Genomic DNA, 19,569 nt, shown 5'->3' with positions numbered 1-19,569 from the left:
GGCCATGCGTCTCGCGATCGAGCATCACACGCAATACCGGTTCAGCGAGCCGCAGTCGCGCCTGGTGCAGATGCTGCGGCTGACCCCTAGCGATACGATCGACCAGACGGTGCTGACCTGGCGCGTCGACGTCGATTGCGACGTGCGGCTGCGCGACGCGATCGACGGATTCGGCAACAAGGTGACGATGCTCTATGCCGAAGGGCCGTTGGAGAGCATCGACATCACCGTGGCGGGGCAGGTGCTGACGACCGAGTCCAACGGCGTCGTGCGCGGAAGCCACGAGCCGCTGCCCGAGGGGCTGTTCCTGCGCGAGACCGCGCGCACCGCCGCCAGTGAGGCGCTGACCGCGTTCGCAGGTGAAGCGCGCGGCGGTTGCAGCGGCCCGCTCGATTGCCTGCATCGCTGGAACAGGGCGCTGGCGAAGCGCTTCCCCGGCGTTCCCGACCTGCCCGACTCCGGCCTGTCGGCAGCGCAGGCATTTGCCAAGCCGCGTCCGAGCTCGCGCGATCTGGCCCATATCTTCATCGCCGGCGCCCGCGCAATCGACGTGCCGGCGCGCTATGTCTCCGGCTACCGGCGGGGCGCAGACGCCTGCGCACCGCACGGTTGGGCCGAGGCATGGGTGCCCGATCTGGGCTGGGTGGGGTTCGACCCTTCCGCCGGGATCAGCCCGGACGAATGCTATGTGCGCGTCGCGGTGGGGCTGGACGCGCCCGGCGCCGCATCGATCGCCGGCTCAAGGCTGGGGCAGGGTGGCGAGGAGATGGACGTCGAGCTGCAAGTGGGCCGGCTGGGCGGCGACGCCTAGAAGGATCAGGCCAGCTCGCGCACCTGCATCTGCCGGGGCGGCGCGGCCTCTTCCTCGCTGAAGGGGCGCCAGCCATTGGGGCCGAGCACTTCCATCGGCTGGTAGCGGGTCTTGTAGGCCATGCGCGCGCTGCCCTTCACCCAATAGCCGAGATAGACATAGGGCAGCCCCGCGGTGCGGGCGCGGATGATGTGATCCATGATGATCAGGTTGCCCAGCCCCGGGCGGTCGGCATTGTCGGCGTCGAAGAAGCTGTAGATCATCGACAGCCCGTCCGCCTGATGATCGGTGATGCACGCGCCGACCAGCTTCCCGCCACGGTCGGCGGGCTCTCGATACTCGATCACATAGGTGCCGACCGGTGACTGCTCGACCATGTCCGAATAGTCGCTCTCGTCCATCGCGGTCATGCCGCCGCCGGGATGGCGGCTCGCCAGATAGCGACGGAGCAGGTCGAACTGCTCTTCGGTCGCCCAGGGGCGGCAGGCGGTGACCTCAAGGTCGGAATGGCGGCGTACCAGCTTGCGCTGGGTCGCATTCGGACGGAACTCGTTGGTGACGACGCGGACTGACAGGCAGGCGTTGCAGCCGACGCAGCTGGGGCGATAGGCAACCGACTGGCTGCGGCGGAAACCGATCCGGCCGAGCGCGTCGTTCAGTTCGCCCGCGTGTGGCCCCGAAAGCTCGGTGAAGATCTTCCGTTCCTGCCGGCCCGGAAGATACGGGCATGGCGAGGGGCTGGTCACGAAGAACCGTGGAAAGCGGGTAAGTGCCGTCACCCTTCTGCGCCCCTTGCCGATCGCCGAAACCGTTGTGCGATACGTCTCTTATGAATCAGGCGAATCGTGATGAAAAGGCGATTCACCACGAAAGAGAGTTAACGGATGAAAGGAGTTGTGGACGACGCGCAAGGCCGTTTCGGGCGCATCTGTGGTGAATCATTATCGAGGTGATGACTCACCTGAAAGCGTCGCGCGACTCGGTTCGTCGCGCGTGCGATTCAGTTCGTCCACAAGCTGTGGAAAACGTGGATAGTAACCAAGAGGCTTTACGCGAGCTCGATCAGCCGCACCTCGTAACCCGCGTCCTGGAGCGCCATGTTCAGCCGCTCGAGATGCGCGCGATCGCGGGTTTCGCACTCGACGTCGAGGCTCAGGCCCTTGGCCGGCAGGTTGGTGAAGATGCGCTGGTGCGACAGCTCGAGGATGTTGACCGCCTGCTCCTGGAAGATGCGGGCGACCTGATAGAGCGCGCCGGGGCGGTCCTGGAGACGGATGCGCAGCCGGGCCAGGCGGCCCGAGCGGGCGAGGTCCCGCAGCAGCACGTTGGCGAGCAGGCGCGTGTCGATGTTGCCGCCGGTCAGGATGATGCCGACGGTCTTGCCGCGGAACCGCTCGGGCCGGGTCATCAGCGCCGCGAGGCCGGCGGCGCCGGCGCCCTCGACCACGGTCTTCTCGATCTGGAGGAGCAGGCTGACCGCTTCCTCGAGACTGCGCTCGCTGACCAGCATGATCTCGTCGACCAGCGCCTCGACGATCTGCGCGGTGAGGCCGCCCGGTTCCTTGACCGCAATGCCCTCGGCCAGCGTATCGCCGCCGATCGGCTCGTGTGCGCCGGTGACGCGGTTGAACATCGACGGGAACAGCTCGGCCTGCACGCCGACCACTTCGATGGGCTTGTCCGCGGCCTTGGCGACGGTCAGTGCGCCGGAGATCAGCCCGCCGCCGCCGATCGGCACGATCAGCGTATCGATCGCCGGCGCGTCGGCGAGCATTTCGAGAAAGACGGTGCCTTGCCCCGCGATGATGCGCGGATCATCGAACGGATGGACGAAGGTATAGCCGTTGGATGCCTCGAGCTGGCGGGCATGGGCATAGGCCTCGTCGAAGGTCTCGCCCTCGAGGATGATCGACGCGCCGTGGCTCTCGGTCTGCATGACCTTCACGGTCGGAGTCGATTTGGGCATCACGATCGTGACCGGGATGCCGAGCCGGTTGCCGTGATAGGCGAGGCCTTGGGCATGATTGCCGGCGGAGGCCGCGATCACGCCCTTGGCCCGCGCCGCATCGTCGAGCTGGAGCAGCGTGTTGAGTGCGCCGCGTTCCTTGTAGGCCGCGGTGAACTGAAGGTTCTCGAACTTGAGATAGACGTTCGCGCCGGTGAGATCTGACAGCGTCTTGCTGTGCAGTGTCGGCGTGTGCACCACCGCGCCCATGATCCGGCCCGCCGCCGCCTGAACGTCGGCGAGGGTGACGGGGAGGGATTGCGGTGCGGTTGCTGCCTGGGTTGCCATTCTAACTTCCGTTCGCCCTGATCCCGGACTTGATCCGGGGGAAGGGCTGCTTTTTCTGTTTTCCGCGTTCCACAGAGAAGAACAGGGCTTCGACAAGCTCAGCCCGAACGGATCGGTGTGGCCGTAGACCATCTGGCGCGGCGGGGGAACACCGCCTATGCGAAAGCGCAGCCAAGTGTGGCTTTTCAGCCAGCCAGTCCGGAGACCTCTGTGCGCCTTCCCGTTTCGCTTGCCCTGACCGCGTCGCTGCTGCTCGCCTCGCCCGCCCACGCCGACGCGCTGGTCGAGAATGTCGACGGCATGACGCTGGACGAGAAGGGCGAGGTGGTGCGCTTCAACGGCATCGTCATCGCGCCTGACGGCAAGGTGGCGAAGCTGCTGAAGCGCGGCGACAAGCGGCCCGAGCGGCCCGACTGGAAGGAAGACCTGAAGGGCCGGACGGTGATCCCCGGCATGATCGACGGGCATGGCCATGTGATGGGGCTGGGCTTCCGCGCACTCGCGCTCGACCTGTCCGCCACCACGTCGCTCGTGCAGGCGCAGGAGGCGATCCGCCGCTATGCGCTCGAGAATGCGGCGCGGCCGTGGTTGACCGGGGGCGGGTGGAACCAGGAAGCCTGGGCGCTGGGCCGCTTCCCGACCGCTGCCGAGCTGGACGCTGCGACCGGCGACAAGCCCGCATGGTTCGTGCGCGCCGACGGCCATGCCGGCTGGGCGAACAGCGCGGCGATGCGTGCCGCCGGGATCACCGCCGCGACCAAATCGCCCATAGGCGGCCGGATCGAGCTGATCGCGGGCAAGCCGGGCGGGGTGTTCGTCGACGCGGCAATGGAGCTGATCGAGAAGGCGCTGCCCAAGCCCACCCCCCGCGACCGCAACGCCGCGTTCCTCAAGGCGCAGGATCAGTTGCTGAGCCTGGGCGTCACCGCCAGCGCCGACATGGGCACCAGCCTGGACGACTGGCAGACCTTCCGCCGCATGGGTGACCTCGGCGCGCTGCGCCTCCGGATCATGAGCTATGCGGCGGGAGTCGATACCGCGCTGGTTGCGGCCGGCACCGGCCCGACGCCGTGGCTCTACGGCGACAAGCTGCGGATGGGCGGGATCAAGCTGATGGTCGACGGCGCGCTCGGCTCGCGCGGGGCATGGCTCAAGGCGCCCTATGCCGACGCGCCGGGCAATAGCGGGCTGCCGTTCCTGACCGACGCGCAGCTGCTCAACTCGATCAGCCGGGGGGCGATGGACAATTTCCAGTTCGCGATTCACGCGATCGGCGACCGCGGCAACCAGCAGGTCCTCGACGCGATCGACGAGGTATCGGACACGTTCAACGGCGACCGGCGCTGGCGGATCGAGCATGCCCAGATCGTCGACCCCGCCGATCTGCCGCGCTTCGCGAAGCACGGCATCATCGCCTCGATGCAGCCGGTGCACCAGACCAGCGACCGCACGATGGCCGAAGCGCGGCTGGGGCCAGCGCGGCTGGCGGGCGCCTATGCCTGGAAATCGATGCTGAACAACAAGGTCCGGCTGGCGTTCGGATCGGACTATCCGGTCGAGAGCCCCAACCCGTTCGAGGGCTGGGCGGCGGCGTTCACCCGGCAGGACGCGCAGGGCCAGCCGTTCGGCGGCTGGCGTCCGGAGGAGGCGGTGACCAGGGAGCAGGCATGGAAGGCCTTCACCATCGACGCAGCCTATGCCGGGTTCGGCGAGAAGCTGTTCGGTCATCTCGCGCCCGGGCTGCTGGCGGATTTCATCGTGGTCGACCGCGACCCGCTGCTGTCGTCGCCGACCGATCTGCGCGGCACGGTAGTGCTGGAGACCTGGGTCGGCGGGCAGCGCGTGTACCGGCGCAGCGACGCGGCGGGGACAGGACAGGGGCGCTGATCGGTCCGCCGTTGCGCGGCGATTTACAAAGTTGACAGAAAACAGGGGTTTTTCGGCGGAAGCGCCGGCGACGCGCCGGGTTTGCACCGGTTTCGCTCCACGACGCGCCTGCGACGCGTCACCGACGCGCCAGTTGCGCGTCATCGACGCTCGTCCGACGCGGCGTTGACGCCGCACCGACGCGCCGGAAACGAACGGCACCGGCGCGGGACGCGGCAGCGACGCGCCATCCGCGCGGCGGTGACGCGGCGGACCTGACTGGCGCCGGGATTTCCGCTGTTTCATCGATCAGGATAGATCAGATGAATTCCAACATTGGAAGGGCGTTATGGGTCCTTGCGGAGGCTGGACATGTGGTGGATGCTCGACCGATGCGCACGCTGCTTTCCAGCCCCCTGCCATGGTTGATCGGCGCTTTTGCCCTGGTGTCGATCGCGGCCTTTTTCTGGCTGGCCGGATCGATGGTCGTGATCGACGAGACAGGGGGCGTCGAAACGGCGGTGGCCGGCAATGGAAGCACCGAGCGAGCGCTGCACAGGCTGTGGGGCGGCTATTTCTATGCCATTCCACGGGTCGAGGGCACCATCGAGGTCCGCTGCAGGAACGGCGTCCGCAAGCAGGTCGGCTATGTCACCCGGCACATGCATACGACCGTGAAGGTCATCGGGACGAAGCCGTGCGAACGGCTGGTCAAAGTGTGATCCTTCAGGCCGCGTTCGCCTTGCCCCGTAGCGACAGCGCGTAGCCGACCGTTACCGCGATCCCGAGCAGCACTGCGGCGCAGCCGCCGATCACCGCGGTCTGGATCGGCGCAAACGCCCAGAAGCCGGCATAGACGAGGCCGCTGAGCACCATCGACCAGCCGCCGACGCGGGCGACCTGTCGCGCGCGGGCGTCGGGCACGAAGTTCTTGGGCATTCGGTTGCCGAACCATGCGATCATCAGGCCGTTGAAGCCGATGACCAGCCGGACGACGGTGTCGCCGTCGATCAGCCCGGCCTTGCGCGCGGCGGTGGCGCCGAGGGCGAGGCCGATGGCACCGGCAGCCCAGGCGATGCCGGGGATCAGTTCCTTGTTCATCGTGCGGTCTCCTTCCCGGGATCGGCCGCTTCCGCGCCGATGCCGAACGAATGGACGAAGCCGAGCAGCGCCTCTTCAAGCACGGTCAGCTTCAGGTGATAGATGACGGATTTGCCGTCCCTTTCGGTGTGGACCAGATCGGCCTCCTTCAGCACCGCGAAGTGCGCCGACATGGTCGGCTTCGACACGTCGAACTGGTCGCTGAGCTCGCCTGCGCTCATCGGCCCCTTGCGCAGCAGCTGAAGCACGCGGCGGCGGGTGGGATCGGAAAGGGCTTTGAAGACCTGGCTCATAAATCGATAATTAGCTAATCATCGAAATGAGTCAAGCGGCGCTTCTAGCCGGCGATCATCTCGTCCAGCCGGCGCACGGTGTTCCAGTTGCGCACGGTGCCCGCGCCGAGCCGCCTGATCGTGAGCTGCGCGGTGAGGCGCGAGCGCGCCGGATCCTGCGCGAAATGCAGCCAGAGATGGCCGTCGACCAGCTTCAGCTGCTCGCCCTGCGTCGCATAGGGCGCGAGCGCGGCGAGGGCTGACGGGTCGAGCGGCGTGCGCATGACGCGCACGGCGATCCGGGTGCCGTCCTCCTCCTCGGGGAAGGGGTTGGCGGCGGCGAGGCCGTGCCATTGCGCGGCGGTGGTCACGATCGTGTCGATGTGGCGGCCGAAGCGCCGGGCGAAGGCGGTCTCGAGCCGTTGCTCGAGCTGAGCGACCGACGCGCCGCTGCTGTCGAACAGCGCGTTGCCGGTGGCGATCAGGGTATGCGGGCGCTCGAGGCCGATCGCCGCCATCATATCGCGCCATTCGGCCATCACCAGCCGCTTGCCCGGCGCGAGGGTGACGCTGTGGAGGAGGGCGACATGGGTTGCCAGGGTCGTGCTCCGGTCAAAAGAGATGGCCGCGGAACCCGGTCGGATCCCGCGGCCATTTGCCCTTCTGCGTGAAAGCTCGCGTCAGGCGACCGCGCTGACCGGCACGGCGACTTCTTCGGCGTCGCGCAGCACATAGCCGCGGCCCCACACGGTCTCGATATAGTTCTCGCCGTCGCATGCCATGCTGAGCTTCTTGCGCAGCTTGCAGATGAAGACGTCGATGATCTTGAGCTCGGGCTCGTCCATGCCGCCATAAAGGTGGTTGAGGAACATTTCCTTGGTGAGCGTCGTGCCCTTGCGGAGCGAGAGCAGCTCCAGCATCGCATATTCCTTGCCGGTCAGGTGGACGCGGGCGCCGTCGACCTCGACGGTCTTGGCATCCAGGTTCACCGCCAGCTTGCCGGTGCGGATGACCGACTGCGAATGGCCCTTCGAGCGGCGGACCACGGCGTGGATGCGCGCGACCAGCTCCTCGCGGTGGAACGGCTTGGTGACGTAATCGTCCGCGCCGAAGCCGAACGAGCGCACCTTGCTGTCCATCTCGCTGATGCCCGACAGGATCAGCACCGGGGTCTGCACCCGTGCGACGCGCAGCTTCTTGAGGACGTCGTAACCATGCATGTCCGGCAGGTTCAGATCGAGCAGGATGATGTCGTAATCGTACAGCTTGCCCAGATCGAGGCCTTCCTCGCCCAGATCGGTGGTGTAGACATTGAAGCCCTCGGTCGAGAGCATGAGCTCGATCGCCTTGGCAGTCGTCGGCTCGTCTTCGATCAGCAGCACGCGCATGTGCGGGATCCCCCTGTGCCGGTTGCCAGCCCCCTGTGGCCGCAACGCGACTGATTCATTAACCTAAGCAGGTCTGAAGGCAAAAGGTTAATTTAGTGCTAACCCGCGGGAATCCGCGAGTCGCGGCGAATCCGGCGGAAGCGCGTAGGCACGCGCGCCACCTGGATACGCGCGGCTGTCGCCTTTTTATCACGGTCGCAGGCCATATCCCCAGTCTATGGGACTCCTCCTTTTTTTGCGTTTGCCGACCGAGAGCTCGCGTGGTTAGCTTCGCCCTTTCAGGGGTGGTCACGCGATAACGCGGGCCGGGACACTCAGGGGGTCAATATGAAGATCAAAGCCGCGCTTCTCGTCTCGGTTTGCGCGCTGGCGCAACCGGCTCTTGCGCAGGACGCTCCGGCCCCCGCACCCGCCCCGGCGACACAGGAACCCGAGCGCGAGGGCGAGGTGGTCGTCACCGGCACGCGCATCGTGCGCGACGGGTTCCAGGCGCCGACGCCGCTGACCGTTCTGACGCGGCAGGACATCGAGAATACCTCGCCGACCAACAACATCGCCGATTTCGTCAACCAGTTGCCGCAGCTTGCCGGCTCGACCAAGCCGGCCAACTCGCGCCTCAACCTGTCGAACGGCTCGGCGGGCATCAACGCACTGAGCCTGCGCAACCTGGGCGAGGGCCGTACTCTGGTCCTGCTCGACGGCCGCCGCTCGGTCGGCTCGACGATCTACGGATGGGTCGATATCAACACGATCCCGCAGGGACTGGTCGATCGCGTGGAGGTGGTGACCGGCGGCGCTTCGGCGGCTTATGGCTCGGACGCCGTCGGCGGCGTGGTCAACTTCGTGCTCAACAAGAAGCTCGAGGGGCTGCGCGTCACCGGCGAGGCCGGCGTCACCACCTATGGCGACGGCTTCAACTATTCGGGCAGCGTCTCGGGCGGCACCTCGTTCGCCGGCGGGCGCGGCCATGTGCTGTTCAATGCCGAGATCGCGCACCAGGACGGCATCTTCGAGATCGACCCGATCGATCGCAAGTGGAACCACACCGGCTATGTCCGGGTGGAGAACCCGGCGTGGAGCGCCAACGCGACGGTCCCGCGCTACATCACGACGCTCCGGAATGTCGGCGCCTCGAACTCGACGCCCGGCGGTCTGATCACCAGCACCGCGCTGCGCGGCCTGTACTTCGGTCAGGGCGGTTCGGTGAACGTTTTCGATTACGGCACCTTCCAGTTCCCCGCCCTCGGCGGCGCTTCTGCGCCGTCGGTGGTCCAGAACGGGTCGTGGCAAGTCAACGACTCCGGCCGCCGCATCGGCCTGATGCCCGAAGACGATCGCTGGGGCGTGTTCGGCCGGCTGAGCTACGAGATTCTCGACGGCGTCGAGATGTTCTTCGAGGGATCTTACAACCACCAGAAGGTGTTCTTCAACGCGGGTCCGAACCTGTCGACCGGCATCACCTATACCACTACGGGCTGCACCACCGTCCCGACGCCCGTCACCTGCAACGCCTTTGCGCTGCAGACCCTGGGCGCTGCGCGGCTGAACGGCGTCAGCAGCTTCACCCTGGCCACGACCGCCGCCGACCTGCCGTTCCGCGCGATCGACAACGAGCGCAAGGTCCAGCGCTATGTCCTCGGCTTTGAAGGCACGTTCGATGCGTTCGGCAGGACCGCCCGCTGGGACTTCTATGGCCAGTATGGCCGGTCCGACGTGCGCGAGCAGCTGCGCAACATCATGCACACCGCGCGCATGAATGCCGCCACCGCCGCGGCGTTCGCGCCGGCCGGCAACGCGCGCGGCTATGCGGTCGGCTCGATCCAGTGCCTGATCAACGTCGATGCCAGCACGACGAACGACGATCCGAACTGCGTGCCGCTCAACCGCCTCGGCCTGGGCGTCGCCAATCCGGCGGCGATCGACTATGTGCTCGGCGATCCGTATCGCGATCAGGTGCTGGAGCAGATCGTGGTCGGCACCAACTGGGCCTTCACGCCGTTCGCGACCTGGGCCGGCGACGTCAGCGTGTCGGTGGGCGGCGAGTATCGCGAGGAGAAGATCCGCGGCAGCGTGCCGACCGAGTTCCAGCCGGTGATCAATCCCAACGGGACCACCAGCAACGCCTGGTCGGTCGGCAACTATCTGCCTTTCCGGGGCAAATACCGGGTGAAGGAAGCCTATCTCGAGACCGTCGTGCCGCTGGGCTTCGGGCTCGAGTTCAACGGTGCGGTGCGCGCTACCGACTACTCGAACGCCGGCTATGTCACGACCTGGAAGCTGGGCGCGACCTGGCAGCCGATCGAGGATATCCGGATCCGCGTGACCCGCTCGCGCGACATCCGCGCGCCCAACCTCAACGAGCTGTACCAGGCGGGCACCGCCAACAGCGACTCCGTGGCGAACCCGATCTATACTCAGGACGGTGCGAACGGACCGCAGCGCTACGGTTATTCGGGCCTGACCACGGGCAATCCGAACCTGAAGCCCGAAGTCGCCAATTCGTGGAACATCGGTGCAGTGCTGTCGCCGCGCTTCCTGCCCGGCTTCACCATATCGGCCGACTATTTCCGCATCGACCTGGAAGGAGCGATTGACTCCATCACCGCGCAGGAGGTGGTCAATCGTTGCTACGCGGACAAGGTTCAGGAATATTGTGATGCGATCACCACCGATCCGGCGCGTTCGCAGCCCGGAGCGCCCTATCTGCTGATCCGCACCCAGCCGTTCAACTATGTCCGCCGGCTGGTGCGCGGCATCGACTTCGACGCCGCCTATCGCATCCCGTTGGGCGGCGGGCAGGTCACGCTGCGCGGTATCGCGACGCGCTACATCGAGAATCTGGCGGTGACGGGTGTCGCCGGCTCGGCGCCGGTGAACACCGTCGGCGCGAATGGCGGCCAGTTCAGCACGCCGACCTGGATCTTCCGCGGCAGCATCAACTACGAGACGCCGACCTTCTCGGCGACGTTCACGGGCCGTGGCATAAGCGCAGGCAAATATGTCGCGAACGGCATCGAGTGCACCAGCGGCTGCCCGCTCTCGACGACGAACTTCCCGACCTATGACAACAATCGCGTGTCGGGGCTGTTCTATGCCGACCTCAACCTGACCCAGAAGGTCAAGGCAGGCAGCTCCGAAGCGGAAGTGTTCTTCAATGTGACCAACCTGTTCAACCGCTGGCCGCTGCTGGTTCCGGAGACGGGCAACGCATCGAACACCACTTACTCGGACATGCTGGGACGTCAGTTCCGTATCGGCTTCCGCTACAAGCTCTGATCTGAAGGCACAGGAAAACAGGCCGGTCCGCGGGTGCGCGGGCCGGCCTTTTTCTATGCGCGGCTCGCGGTCCGCTCGGCCTCGACCCTGCTGCAGATGTTGCGGAAGCGGTGCGAGAGATAGTCGATCACCAGCTCGACTCGCGCCGGTCGCAGGGTGCTGGGCGGGGTGAGCAGATGAAGCGCGATGTTCATCGGCGACCAGCCGGTGAGGATCTCGACCAGCGTCCCCTTCGCCAGATCCTCGTCAATGATGAAATCGGGCAGGCGGGCGATGCCGAGTCCGGCGCGCAGAGCCGGGAGCATCGCGTCGCCATTGTCGGTGATCAGCGGGCCGGCGGGACGGACCGCCGCCTCTTCGCCATCCGCCTTGCGGAAATGCCAGGCGCCGATCGCATTGGCGTAGAGGAAACAGGCATGGTGGGCGAGGTCGGCCGGATGGCGCGGGGTGCCGTGCTTCTCGAGATAGCTGGGCGCTGCGACGACGCGCGCGGTGATCGGGGCGAGGCGGCGGGCGCGCAGCGAGCTGTCGGGCAGATCGGCGATGCGCAGCGCGATGTCGAAGCCGTCGGCGACGATGTCCACGCGCGCGTCGGACAGCCGCAGATCGATCTCGATGCCGGGATGCGCGACGAGCAGGTCGGCGATCGCGTCGGACACGAAGCGGATGCCGAAGGTGATCGGGGCGGCGATGCGGACCAGGCCCGAGGGCGCCTTGGCGGCATCGAGCGCGGCCTCCTCGGCCTGCTGCGCCTCGGCCAGGATGCGGCCGGCGCGCTCGGCCAGCGCATTGCCGCTGTCGGTGAGGGTGAGGCGGCGCGAGGTGCGATGGAATAGTGCGGTGCCGAGTTGGGTTTCCAGGCGGGCGATCGCCTTGGACACGGTCGCCTTGGACACGCCGATCGCGTCAGCAGCGCCGCTGAACGAGCGGTGCTCGACGACGCAGGCGAAGATCGCCCAGGCTTCAAAATCGGGTAAGCGCATCGGTTGCTCCTGATCAACTCCGTCACCCCGGCCTTGAGCCGGGGTCCCGCTCCTTCCGCGACGTGTAAGAAGCTTGACCCCGGCTCAAGGCCGGGGTGACGGCTTGTCTGTAAATACGAAACGATCTGTTTCGGACGTTTCCATTTACGCACTGATCGCAGAGCCTATCTTGGGCGTCAACCAAGGAGGCACACATGATCGAGAAACGCTCGTTCGACAGCCTGGGCCATGCCGATCACGGGTGGCTCAACGCTCGCCATCACTTCAGCTTCGCCAACTATTACGACCCCGACCGGATGAGCTGGGGATCGCTCCGCGTGTGGAATGACGACGAGATCGCGCCCAACAGCGGCTTTCCGGCGCACCCGCACAAGGACATGGAGATCATCACTTATGTCCGCACCGGGGCGATCACGCACCAGGACTCGATGGGCAACACCGGCAAGACCGGCGCCGGCGACGTCCAGGTGATGAGCGCGGGCACCGGCGTGCGGCACGCCGAGTACAATCTCGAGCCGGAGACCACGACGCTGTTCCAGATCTGGATCGTGCCGCGGGCCGAAGGCGGCGCGCCGAGCTGGGGCGCCAAGCCGTTTCCCAAGGGCGAGCGCTCGGGCAGGTTCGTGACGCTGGCCTCGGGCTTTGCCGAGGACACCGACGCGCTGCCGATCCGCGCCGATGCCCGCGTGCTGGGCGCGACGATCAAGGCGGGCGAGAGCCTGACGCACACGGTGGGCGAGGGGCGCTATGCCTATCTCGTTCCCGCGGTGGGCAAGATCACGATCGATGGACAGCCCTTCGACGCGCGTGACGGCGCCGCCCTGACCGGCGGGCAGACCGTGACGATCACCGCGATCGAGGACGCCGAGATCGTCCTGGTCGACGCCGACTGACAAGACCCCCCGGAGCGGCCCGCGGCCTGCCCCCCTTCCCAAGGCGGGCCGCTCCACCCCCCTCTACACATCAGGAGACACATCATGGCCAAGGTTCTGGTCCTCTATTACTCGTCCTACGGACATCTCTCGAAGATGGCCGACGCGGTTGCCGAAGGCGCGCGCTCGGCGGGCGCCGAGGTCGATATCCGCCGCGTGCCCGAGACGGCGCCGCCCGAGGTGGTTGCGGCCGCGGGGTTCCAGGCCGATCATTCGCATCCGGTGATCGAAGGACCCGAGGCGCTCGCCAATTACGACGCGATCATCGTCGGCGCGCCGACCCGCTATGGCCGCATGGCGAGCCAGATGGCGGCGTTCTGGGACACGACCGGCGGCATCTGGATGCGCGGTGCGCTGGTCGGCAAGGTCGGCGGTGCTTTCACCTCGACCGCGAGCCAGCATGGCGGGCAGGAGACGACGCTGTTCAGCATCATCACCAACCTGCTCCATCACGGGCTTTCCATCGTCGGGCTCGACTATGGCTATGCCGCGCAGATGGGCGTGGACGAGGTGAAGGGCGGCAGCCCCTATGGCGCGACCACGATCGCCGATGGCGACGGCAGCCGCCAGCCGAGCGAGGCGGATCTGGGTGGCGCCCGCTACCAGGGCAAGCGCATCGCCGAGACCGCGGCGAAGCTGTTCGGCTGATCCGATGGCGCGTCAGCCTGCCCTGTTCGTATCGCACGGCTCGCCGATGATCATGTTCGAGCCCAGCCCGGCGCGGGAGTTCCTCGCCGGGCTGGCCGGGCAGGTCGAGCGGCCCGATGCGATTCTGATGGTCTCCGCGCATCACGATATGGCGGAGGCGGTGGTGACCTCGGTGGAGGCGCCGGCGACGATCCACGATTTCGGCGGGTTCCCGCAGAAATTGTTCGACCTGCGCTATCCGGCGAAGGGCGATCCCACGCTGGCGGCGGAGGTCGCGGCATTGGTCGAGACGGCGGGGATCCCTGCCTTCCTCGATCCAAAGCGCGGGCTCGACCATGGTGCGTGGGTGCCACTGATGCTCGCCTGGCCCGGGGCGGACGTGCCGGTGGTGCAGCTGTCGATCAGCAGCGCGCATGCGCCCGAATGGCATCATCGCGTAGGGCAGGCGCTGGCGCCGCTGCGCGAGCGCAATATCCTGATCATCGGATCGGGCAGCCTGACGCACAATCTGCGCGCGATCTTCGCCGAGGCGCGCGACCATGATGCGGCGGTGCCCGAGTGGGTCTCGGCGTTCGCGGACTGGATGAAAGAGCGGATGGACGCGGGCGATACAGATGCGGTGCTGCATGCGGTCGAGCGCGCTCCGTTCGGCAGGCAGAACCATCCGACGCCGGACCACATCCTGCCGCTGTTCACCGCGATGGGGGCGGGCGGCATGCCGGGGCAGCGGTTGCACCACAGCTACACCTATGGCGTGCTGGCGATGGATTCCTATCGCTTCGGGTGACAGGTTAATTATCGCACTTGTATGATAATAATCGTCAGGCTATCCCGCGACTGGTGACGCGGGAGCCGCAGGCTTCGCCGCGCGCGGGTAGCGGAGGCGTGAAGCATGCGGCGATTCCCCTGGACCTTGCTCGCCATCGCGACGCTCGCTGCCATGCCGGCGGCTGCAGGGCAGGAGGTGCCGCCCGGCGCACCCGAGACGCCGCATGTCGATCCCGCCACGGCCTATCTGTTCGCGCACATGACCAAGGAGCGCTACGGCGTCCTCTATTATTCGGCGAGCGTCGACGGCCTGCACTGGAAGCGGCTGAACGGCGGCAGGCCGGTGTCGGCCGACTATCACGGCCATGCCTCGATCGCGCGTGGGCCGGACGGGCGCTATTATCTGGTGGGGAACAAGAGCGACAGCGATCCGCTGATCCGTTTTTGGGTCTCGGGCGACCTGATCCGCTGGACGCCCTATGGCACCTACCGGCCGGACCTCAAGGGCATCGCCGGGCTACCTAACGCGATGCAGCGGATCGGCGCCCCCAAGCTCTATTTCGACAAGCCGTCGGGTCAGTTCCTGCTGAGCTGGCACACGCCGAACGTGCCGGGATCGGACAAGGACCCTGAGCGCTACTGGGCGAGCCAGCGCACGCTCTATGTGCTGTCGAAGGACCTCAGGACCTTCGACGGGCCGCCGCGGCGGCTGTTCGGATGGGACATGGCGACGATCGACACGGTCATCCAGCCCAACCCGGCGGGCGGCTATTGCGCGATCGTCAAGGACGAGCGCTATCCGTCCTATGACTGGACGACCGGCAAGACGATCCGGATCAGCTGCGCGCCGTCGCTGCTCGGCCCCTATCCCGAGCCCGGCCCGCCGCTCAGCCCCAATTTTCGCGAGGCGCCGACGCTGATCCGATCGCCCGGGAATCGCGAATGGCTGCTCTATTACGAGCAATATGCCGGGACCGGATACGGCCTGTCCAAGGCGCGGCGGCTGGAAGGGCCTTGGTATCAGGTGTCGGGCAACACCGGCGTGCCGGCGTGGAACCGCTACGCGATGCCGGCGGGCGTGCGGCACGGATCGATGATCCGGATCAGCCGCAAGGAGCATGACGCGCTGGTCGCTGCGTTTCCTGACGGGAAGTGATCCCCATTGCATGCGGCCCCGCCTTTCCGCAAAGCGGGGCATGATCCAGGACCAAGTTCTCTTCATCGACGGCGAGGCGATCATCATCGACAAGCCCGCAGGCCTGCCGGTCGATCCGCCGCGCGACGGATCGGTCAGCCTGGAGAATTACCTGGGCAATCTGACCTTCGGCTTCCGGCGCTGGCCGACCGCGGTGCACCGGCTGGATCGCGACACGAGCGGCTGCTTGCTGCTTGCGCGCAACCCCAAGGCGCATGCGCGCTTCCAGCAGGCGTTCGAGGCGGGCGCGGTGACCAAGCGCTATCTGGCGGTGATCGACGGGGTGCCCGAGGAGTCTTCGGGCCTGATCGACCTGCCGCTGATCAAGGTATCGAGCGCGGAGCGCGGCTGGCGCATGACGGGCGATGCGGACGGCAGCCGGAGAGGCAAGGCGGCGCGGACGCGCTGGCGGGTGCTGGATGCGAAGGAGGGGCGGGCGTTCGTCGCCTTCTATCCCGAGACCGGCCGCACGCATCAGATCCGCGTGCATGCCGCCGAGGGGCTGGGTATCCCGATCACCGGCGATCCGGTCTATGGCGTCGCGGGCGGGCGCACGATGATGCTCCACGCCGCGCAGCTCACCGTGCCGCGGCCGGGCAAGCCCGACGTCCATGCCGAGGCGCCGACGCCCGAGCGCTTCAAGGCGATGGGGTTTGGCGGGAGCGGCTACGAAGCCGGGGCCAGCGATGCCTGAGCTGCCCGAGGCGGCGATCGTCGAGGAGAAGTTCCTCGCCGCGTCCGGGCCGGGCGGGCAGAATGTCAACAAGGTGGCGACCGCGGTGCAGCTGCGCGTCGATGTGTTCAGGCTGGGCCTGCCGCCCTATGCCTATGCCAAGCTCAGGGAGCTGGCCGGGAGCCGGATGACCGCGGGCGGCGAGCTGGTGATCACTGCGCGGAAATTCCGCACGCAGGAGGCCAACCGGCAGGATGCCCGCGAGCGGGTGATGGAGCTGATCGCCAGGGCGCACGAACGCGATGCGCGGCGAATCAGGACCAAGCCGAGCAAGGCGGCCAAGGCGCGGCGGGTGGACGAGAAGAAGGGGCGGTCGGCGATCAAGGCCGGGCGCGGCAAGGTGCGGATCGAATGACCGCGCGGGCCGCAGCGGTACTGGCGGCGCTGGAGGCCGAGGGATCGGCCAAGGTGCGCGATGCGATGGGGCCGCGCTACGGCATCGTCACCGCCGACCGCGTGTTCGGCGTGCCGATGGCGCGGATCCAGGCGATCGCCAGGCCGCTGGGCAAGGATCATGATCTGGCGGCCGCGATGTGGGGGACGCGGGTCTATGAGGGACGGATGATTGCGTTCCTGATCGACGATCCGGCGCGGGTGACGCATGCGCAGATGGACGCGTGGCGCGCCGGGTTCGACAATTGGGCGGTGACCGACACCGCGTGCTTCAAGCTGTTCGACAAGGTCGATGGCGCGGCGGCGATGGTGGAGCCGTGGACGCGGCTCAACGACGAGATGGGGCGGCGCGCGGGGTTCGCGCTGCTTGCCTGCCTGGCGCTGCACGGGAAGCCGGCGGACTATCCGCGCGGCCTTGCGCTGATCGAGGGCGCGGCGAGCGACGAACGCAATTTCGTGAAGAAGGGCGCCAACTGGGCGTTGCGCGCGATCGGCGGGAAGAAGGATCCGGCACTGCGCGCGGCGGCGCGCGAACTGGCGGCGAAGCTGGCCGCGTCGGATGACCGGACCGCGCGCTGGAACGGAAAGGACGCGCTGCGCGCCTTTGCCAAGGCGGACGGCAAGGGCACCGCGCGCTAGCTCGTGCGTTGGGACAGGATGCGCCCGTTGCTGCTCGCTTTGCCCGTGATCCTCGCCGCCTGCTCGCAGGAGGCGGCACCGCCATCCGTGACGAACGAGGCCGAGCGGCCGACCGCGCCCGGGCCGGAAGCTCCGCTGCCGGTCCCGGCAATCTCGCCGTCCGCGCCGGCCGAAGCGGAGGTGATCCCCGAGGCGTTCCGGGGCGAGTGGAATCGCGTGGCGGCCGATTGCGGCACCGCGCGCAACGACAGCCGGCTGCGGATCGAGGCGAAGCGCATCCGTTTCCACGAGAGCAGCGGCGAGGTGCTGGCGGTGCGCGAGGAGGGGCAAACGATCGCGGTGCGCGCGCGCTACACCGGCGAGGGCGAGACGTGGGAGAATGAGCGGCGCTTCACCCTCTCGGTGGACGGGAGGACGTTGAGCGCGGACGGGATGGACCGCGTGCGCTGCCCCTGATCCCCTTGCGCATGGCGCCGCCGCGGGCCACTTGCGCATGCATGTACAGTTTCGACATCGCGGCCGGATCCAAGGCCGAGCTTTACCGCGACCTGCTGGCCGCGCTCGATGCGCTGACCGCAGGGGAGGACGACGCCATCGCCAACATGGCCAACGCCGCGTCGCTGATCTGGCAGTATCTGCCCGACCTCAACTGGGCGGGGTTCTACCGCAACGTCGAGGGCGAGCTGGTGCTCGGGCCGTTCCAGGGCAAGGCGGCGTGCATCCGCATCCCGTTCGGCAAGGGCGTATGCGGCGCCGCGGCGGCGAGCGGGGAGACCCAGCTGGTCGAGGACGTCCATGCCTTTCCTGGCCATATCGCGTGCGACGCGGCAAGCAACGCCGAGCTGGTCGTGCCGATTTCGCACGAGGGCAGGCTGATCGGCGTGCTCGATCTCGATAGCCCCGTGCGGGGACGGTTCGATGCCGAGGACGCGGCGGGATGCGAGGCGCTGGCGGCGCTGCTGGCGCCGCGAATCGCGCGCTGACGCGGATCTTGCTGTTCTGAATTGGCACGGCTTTGGCTGCCAGGCTTGAGTGCCGACTAAGCCATTGGCCCGATTTGGGACTTTTAACCACAGCGTATCGTGGAGCGACGCGGGCGAGAATGTTAAGAAAGGGTGAAGATTCGCGTCTTCGCCTTTGGCCGGCGCGATTCCAAAAGGGAGTTTGCCGCCACGATGCGTACCGCCACCCTGATCGTCGCAGCCGTCAGCGGCCTGTCGCTCGCCATGCCCTCGCACGCGCAGCAGGTGCGGGGCGCCTCCTACCCGGCGCCGGTTGCGATCGCGCCGGCCGCACCGATGGTCGCGACGCCTGCCGCGGGAGCGCCCGCCGTGCGGCACATGCCGCAGCGTCCCGGCATGCCGCGGCCCGGCAGCTGGCAGCCGGCGCGTCCGCCGCAAGGCGGATGGAGGCCTGGCCAACCGCCGCAAGGCGGATGGAGGCCTGGAACGCCGCATCGGCCCGGCACATGGAAGCCCGGGACACCGCGGCCGGGCCATTGGCAGCCGATGCGCCCGGGCCGCTGGGGGCGGCGGATCGACGGGCGCTGGCATGCCGGATGGAAGGCGCCGGGTGGCTGGGGCGCCTATCGCCGTCCGGTGCGCGGCTGGACGCTGCCGAGCTACTGGATCGGCGGCGGCTTCTGGATCAACGACTGGTCGAGCTGGGGGCTGAGCGCGCCGGCGGCGGGCTATGACTGGATCCGCTATTATGACGATGCGGTGCTGATCGACCGGCGCGGCCGCGTGTGGGATTCGGTGAGCGGCCTCGACTGGGACCGCGACGGCCATGGCTATGACTATTATGACGATGACGGCTATGATGCCGACGAGGATCGCGGCCATGGCGTCGATTACGACGCGCCCGATTATGCGGACGAGTCCGAATATGACCGCGACGTGCGCCTGCGGCATGACGACCGCTACGACTATCGCGGGGACTATGGGCATCGGGGCTATGCGGCGCGGCCGCTGGTGTGCGTCGCGAACTGCTACACCCAAGGCTATTATTACGGCGCCCCGGCGACCACGACTGTGGTGATCCAGTCGGCGCCGGTGGTGACCACGACCACGACCGTGACCGAGGAATATGTGACCTATGGCGGGCGCAGGGTCGTGCGCCGTGCCCCCAGCAAGAAACTGTATCGCGCGCCGGTGAAGAGCAAGAACTGCTATTGCCGTTGAGGCGCCGCCCGCTGCCGTCTCCGGGGGGAAGGCGGTAGCGGGCTATATTAGTCGATGTTCGATATTCTTTGATCCTCCCCCGCCAGGG

The 19,569-nt window shown here is 67.4% G+C and carries 21 protein-coding genes; 14 read left to right on the top strand and 7 right to left on the bottom strand.

All coding sequences use genetic code 11. The annotated features are described in order from the left end of the window. The first annotated feature begins 4 nt into the window (after window positions 1–4). Window positions 5–811: a transglutaminase family protein gene (locus VGD28_RS17445; protein WP_331029628.1), complete on the top strand. Its 807-nt coding sequence runs from the start codon at window positions 5–7 to the stop codon at window positions 809–811. A gap of 5 nt (window positions 812–816) precedes the next feature. Here the strand turns inward: VGD28_RS17445 and VGD28_RS17440 are convergent, their stop codons facing one another. After that, window positions 817–1,590 carry an arginyltransferase gene (locus VGD28_RS17440; RefSeq protein ID WP_331029627.1) on the bottom strand — a complete coding sequence of 258 codons (774 nt, stop codon included), beginning with the start codon at window positions 1,588–1,590 and terminating at the stop codon, window positions 817–819. 269 nt (window positions 1,591–1,859) lie between these two features. Further along, window positions 1,860–3,104: a threonine ammonia-lyase gene (locus tag VGD28_RS17435; RefSeq protein ID WP_331029626.1), complete on the bottom strand. Its 1,245-nt coding sequence runs from the start codon at window positions 3,102–3,104 to the stop codon at window positions 1,860–1,862. Window positions 3,105–3,314: 210 nt separating this feature from the next. On the opposite strand from VGD28_RS17435, the gene VGD28_RS17430 reads away from it, so the two are divergent. Together VGD28_RS17430 and VGD28_RS17425 are read left to right on the top strand one after the other, a co-directional pair. Further along, entirely contained in the window at window positions 3,315–4,991 is a 1,677-nt protein-coding gene (locus VGD28_RS17430; protein WP_331029625.1) for an amidohydrolase, read from the top strand. Window positions 4,992–5,362: 371 nt separating this feature from the next. After that, window positions 5,363–5,692, top strand: coding sequence for a hypothetical protein (locus VGD28_RS17425; protein ID WP_331029624.1), 330 nt, complete (start codon window positions 5,363–5,365; stop codon window positions 5,690–5,692). Window positions 5,693–5,696: 4 nt separating this feature from the next. On the opposite strand, the gene VGD28_RS17420 is transcribed toward VGD28_RS17425, so the two are convergent. From VGD28_RS17420 to ctrA, 4 genes are all read right to left on the bottom strand, one after another. After that, the gene (locus VGD28_RS17420) at window positions 5,697–6,071 is read right to left on the bottom strand and encodes an ammonium transporter (protein ID WP_331029623.1); all 375 of its coding nucleotides are present in this window, start codon (window positions 6,069–6,071) and stop codon (window positions 5,697–5,699) included. Then, window positions 6,068–6,364, bottom strand: coding sequence for an autorepressor SdpR family transcription factor (locus VGD28_RS17415; protein ID WP_331029622.1), 297 nt, complete (start codon window positions 6,362–6,364; stop codon window positions 6,068–6,070). Before VGD28_RS17415 ends, VGD28_RS17420 begins: the two co-directional genes overlap by 4 nt. 44 nt (window positions 6,365–6,408) lie before the next feature. Continuing rightward, window positions 6,409–6,942: a DUF1697 domain-containing protein gene (locus VGD28_RS17410; protein WP_331029667.1), complete on the bottom strand. Its 534-nt coding sequence runs from the start codon at window positions 6,940–6,942 to the stop codon at window positions 6,409–6,411. A gap of 81 nt (window positions 6,943–7,023) precedes the next feature. Continuing rightward, window positions 7,024–7,731, bottom strand: a complete 708-nt coding sequence (gene ctrA, locus VGD28_RS17405; RefSeq protein ID WP_331029621.1) for a response regulator transcription factor CtrA — start codon at window positions 7,729–7,731, stop codon at window positions 7,024–7,026. A 327-nt stretch (window positions 7,732–8,058) separates the two neighbouring features. Between ctrA and VGD28_RS17400 the strand changes: the two genes are divergently transcribed. Then, window positions 8,059–11,007, top strand: coding sequence for a TonB-dependent receptor plug domain-containing protein (locus VGD28_RS17400; protein WP_331029620.1), 2,949 nt, complete (start codon window positions 8,059–8,061; stop codon window positions 11,005–11,007). 53 nt (window positions 11,008–11,060) lie between these two features. Here VGD28_RS17400 and VGD28_RS17395 read toward each other — a convergent pair whose 3' ends face one another. Further along, window positions 11,061–11,990, bottom strand: coding sequence for a LysR family transcriptional regulator (locus VGD28_RS17395; RefSeq protein WP_331029619.1), 930 nt, complete (start codon window positions 11,988–11,990; stop codon window positions 11,061–11,063). A gap of 194 nt (window positions 11,991–12,184) precedes the next feature. Between VGD28_RS17395 and VGD28_RS17390 the strand changes: the two genes are divergently transcribed. The 10 genes from VGD28_RS17390 (at window position 12,185) to VGD28_RS17345 (ending at window position 19,481) form a co-directional block, all read left to right on the top strand. Continuing rightward, window positions 12,185–12,883, top strand: a complete 699-nt coding sequence (locus VGD28_RS17390; RefSeq protein WP_331029618.1) for a pirin family protein — start codon at window positions 12,185–12,187, stop codon at window positions 12,881–12,883. Between the two features lie 84 nt (window positions 12,884–12,967). Then, on the top strand, window positions 12,968–13,570 hold the full coding sequence (gene wrbA / locus VGD28_RS17385) for an NAD(P)H:quinone oxidoreductase (protein ID WP_331029617.1): 603 nt from the start codon (window positions 12,968–12,970) through the stop codon (window positions 13,568–13,570). Window positions 13,571–13,574: 4 nt separating this feature from the next. Beyond that, window positions 13,575–14,357, top strand: a complete 783-nt coding sequence (locus VGD28_RS17380; RefSeq protein WP_331029616.1) for a class III extradiol ring-cleavage dioxygenase — start codon at window positions 13,575–13,577, stop codon at window positions 14,355–14,357. 153 nt (window positions 14,358–14,510) lie between these two features. Beyond that, complete coding sequence (locus VGD28_RS17375; RefSeq protein ID WP_414714519.1) at window positions 14,511–15,494, top strand: glycosyl hydrolase family 43; 984 nt, start codon at window positions 14,511–14,513, stop codon at window positions 15,492–15,494. A gap of 40 nt (window positions 15,495–15,534) precedes the next feature. Then, a complete protein-coding gene (locus VGD28_RS17370) occupies window positions 15,535–16,227 on the top strand; it encodes an RNA pseudouridine synthase (protein WP_331029614.1) in 693 nt (230 codons plus the stop codon). Next, window positions 16,220–16,621, top strand: a complete 402-nt coding sequence (gene arfB, locus VGD28_RS17365; RefSeq protein WP_331029613.1) for an alternative ribosome rescue aminoacyl-tRNA hydrolase ArfB — start codon at window positions 16,220–16,222, stop codon at window positions 16,619–16,621. Before VGD28_RS17370 ends, arfB begins: the two co-directional genes overlap by 8 nt. Then, window positions 16,618–17,298: a DNA alkylation repair protein gene (locus tag VGD28_RS17360; RefSeq protein WP_331029612.1), complete on the top strand. Its 681-nt coding sequence runs from the start codon at window positions 16,618–16,620 to the stop codon at window positions 17,296–17,298. The genes arfB and VGD28_RS17360 overlap by 4 nt, the downstream gene beginning before the upstream one ends. A 3-nt stretch (window positions 17,299–17,301) precedes the next feature. Then, entirely contained in the window at window positions 17,302–17,754 is a 453-nt protein-coding gene (locus VGD28_RS17355) for a hypothetical protein (protein WP_331029611.1), read from the top strand. 41 nt (window positions 17,755–17,795) lie between these two features. After that, entirely contained in the window at window positions 17,796–18,281 is a 486-nt protein-coding gene (locus VGD28_RS17350) for a GAF domain-containing protein (protein WP_331029610.1), read from the top strand. A gap of 192 nt (window positions 18,282–18,473) precedes the next feature. Further along, window positions 18,474–19,481 (top strand): RcnB family protein, encoded by a 1,008-nt coding sequence (locus VGD28_RS17345; RefSeq protein WP_331029609.1) that lies wholly within the window; start codon window positions 18,474–18,476, stop codon window positions 19,479–19,481. The last annotated feature ends 88 nt before the right edge of the window (window positions 19,482–19,569 follow it).

This window comes from Sphingomonas sp., from assembly GCF_036402235.1.
Lineage (GTDB): Bacteria > Pseudomonadota > Alphaproteobacteria > Sphingomonadales > Sphingomonadaceae > Sphingomonas.
The sequence above is the reverse complement of the archived record's forward strand: the minus strand, read 5'-3'. Positions and strand labels throughout refer to the sequence as shown.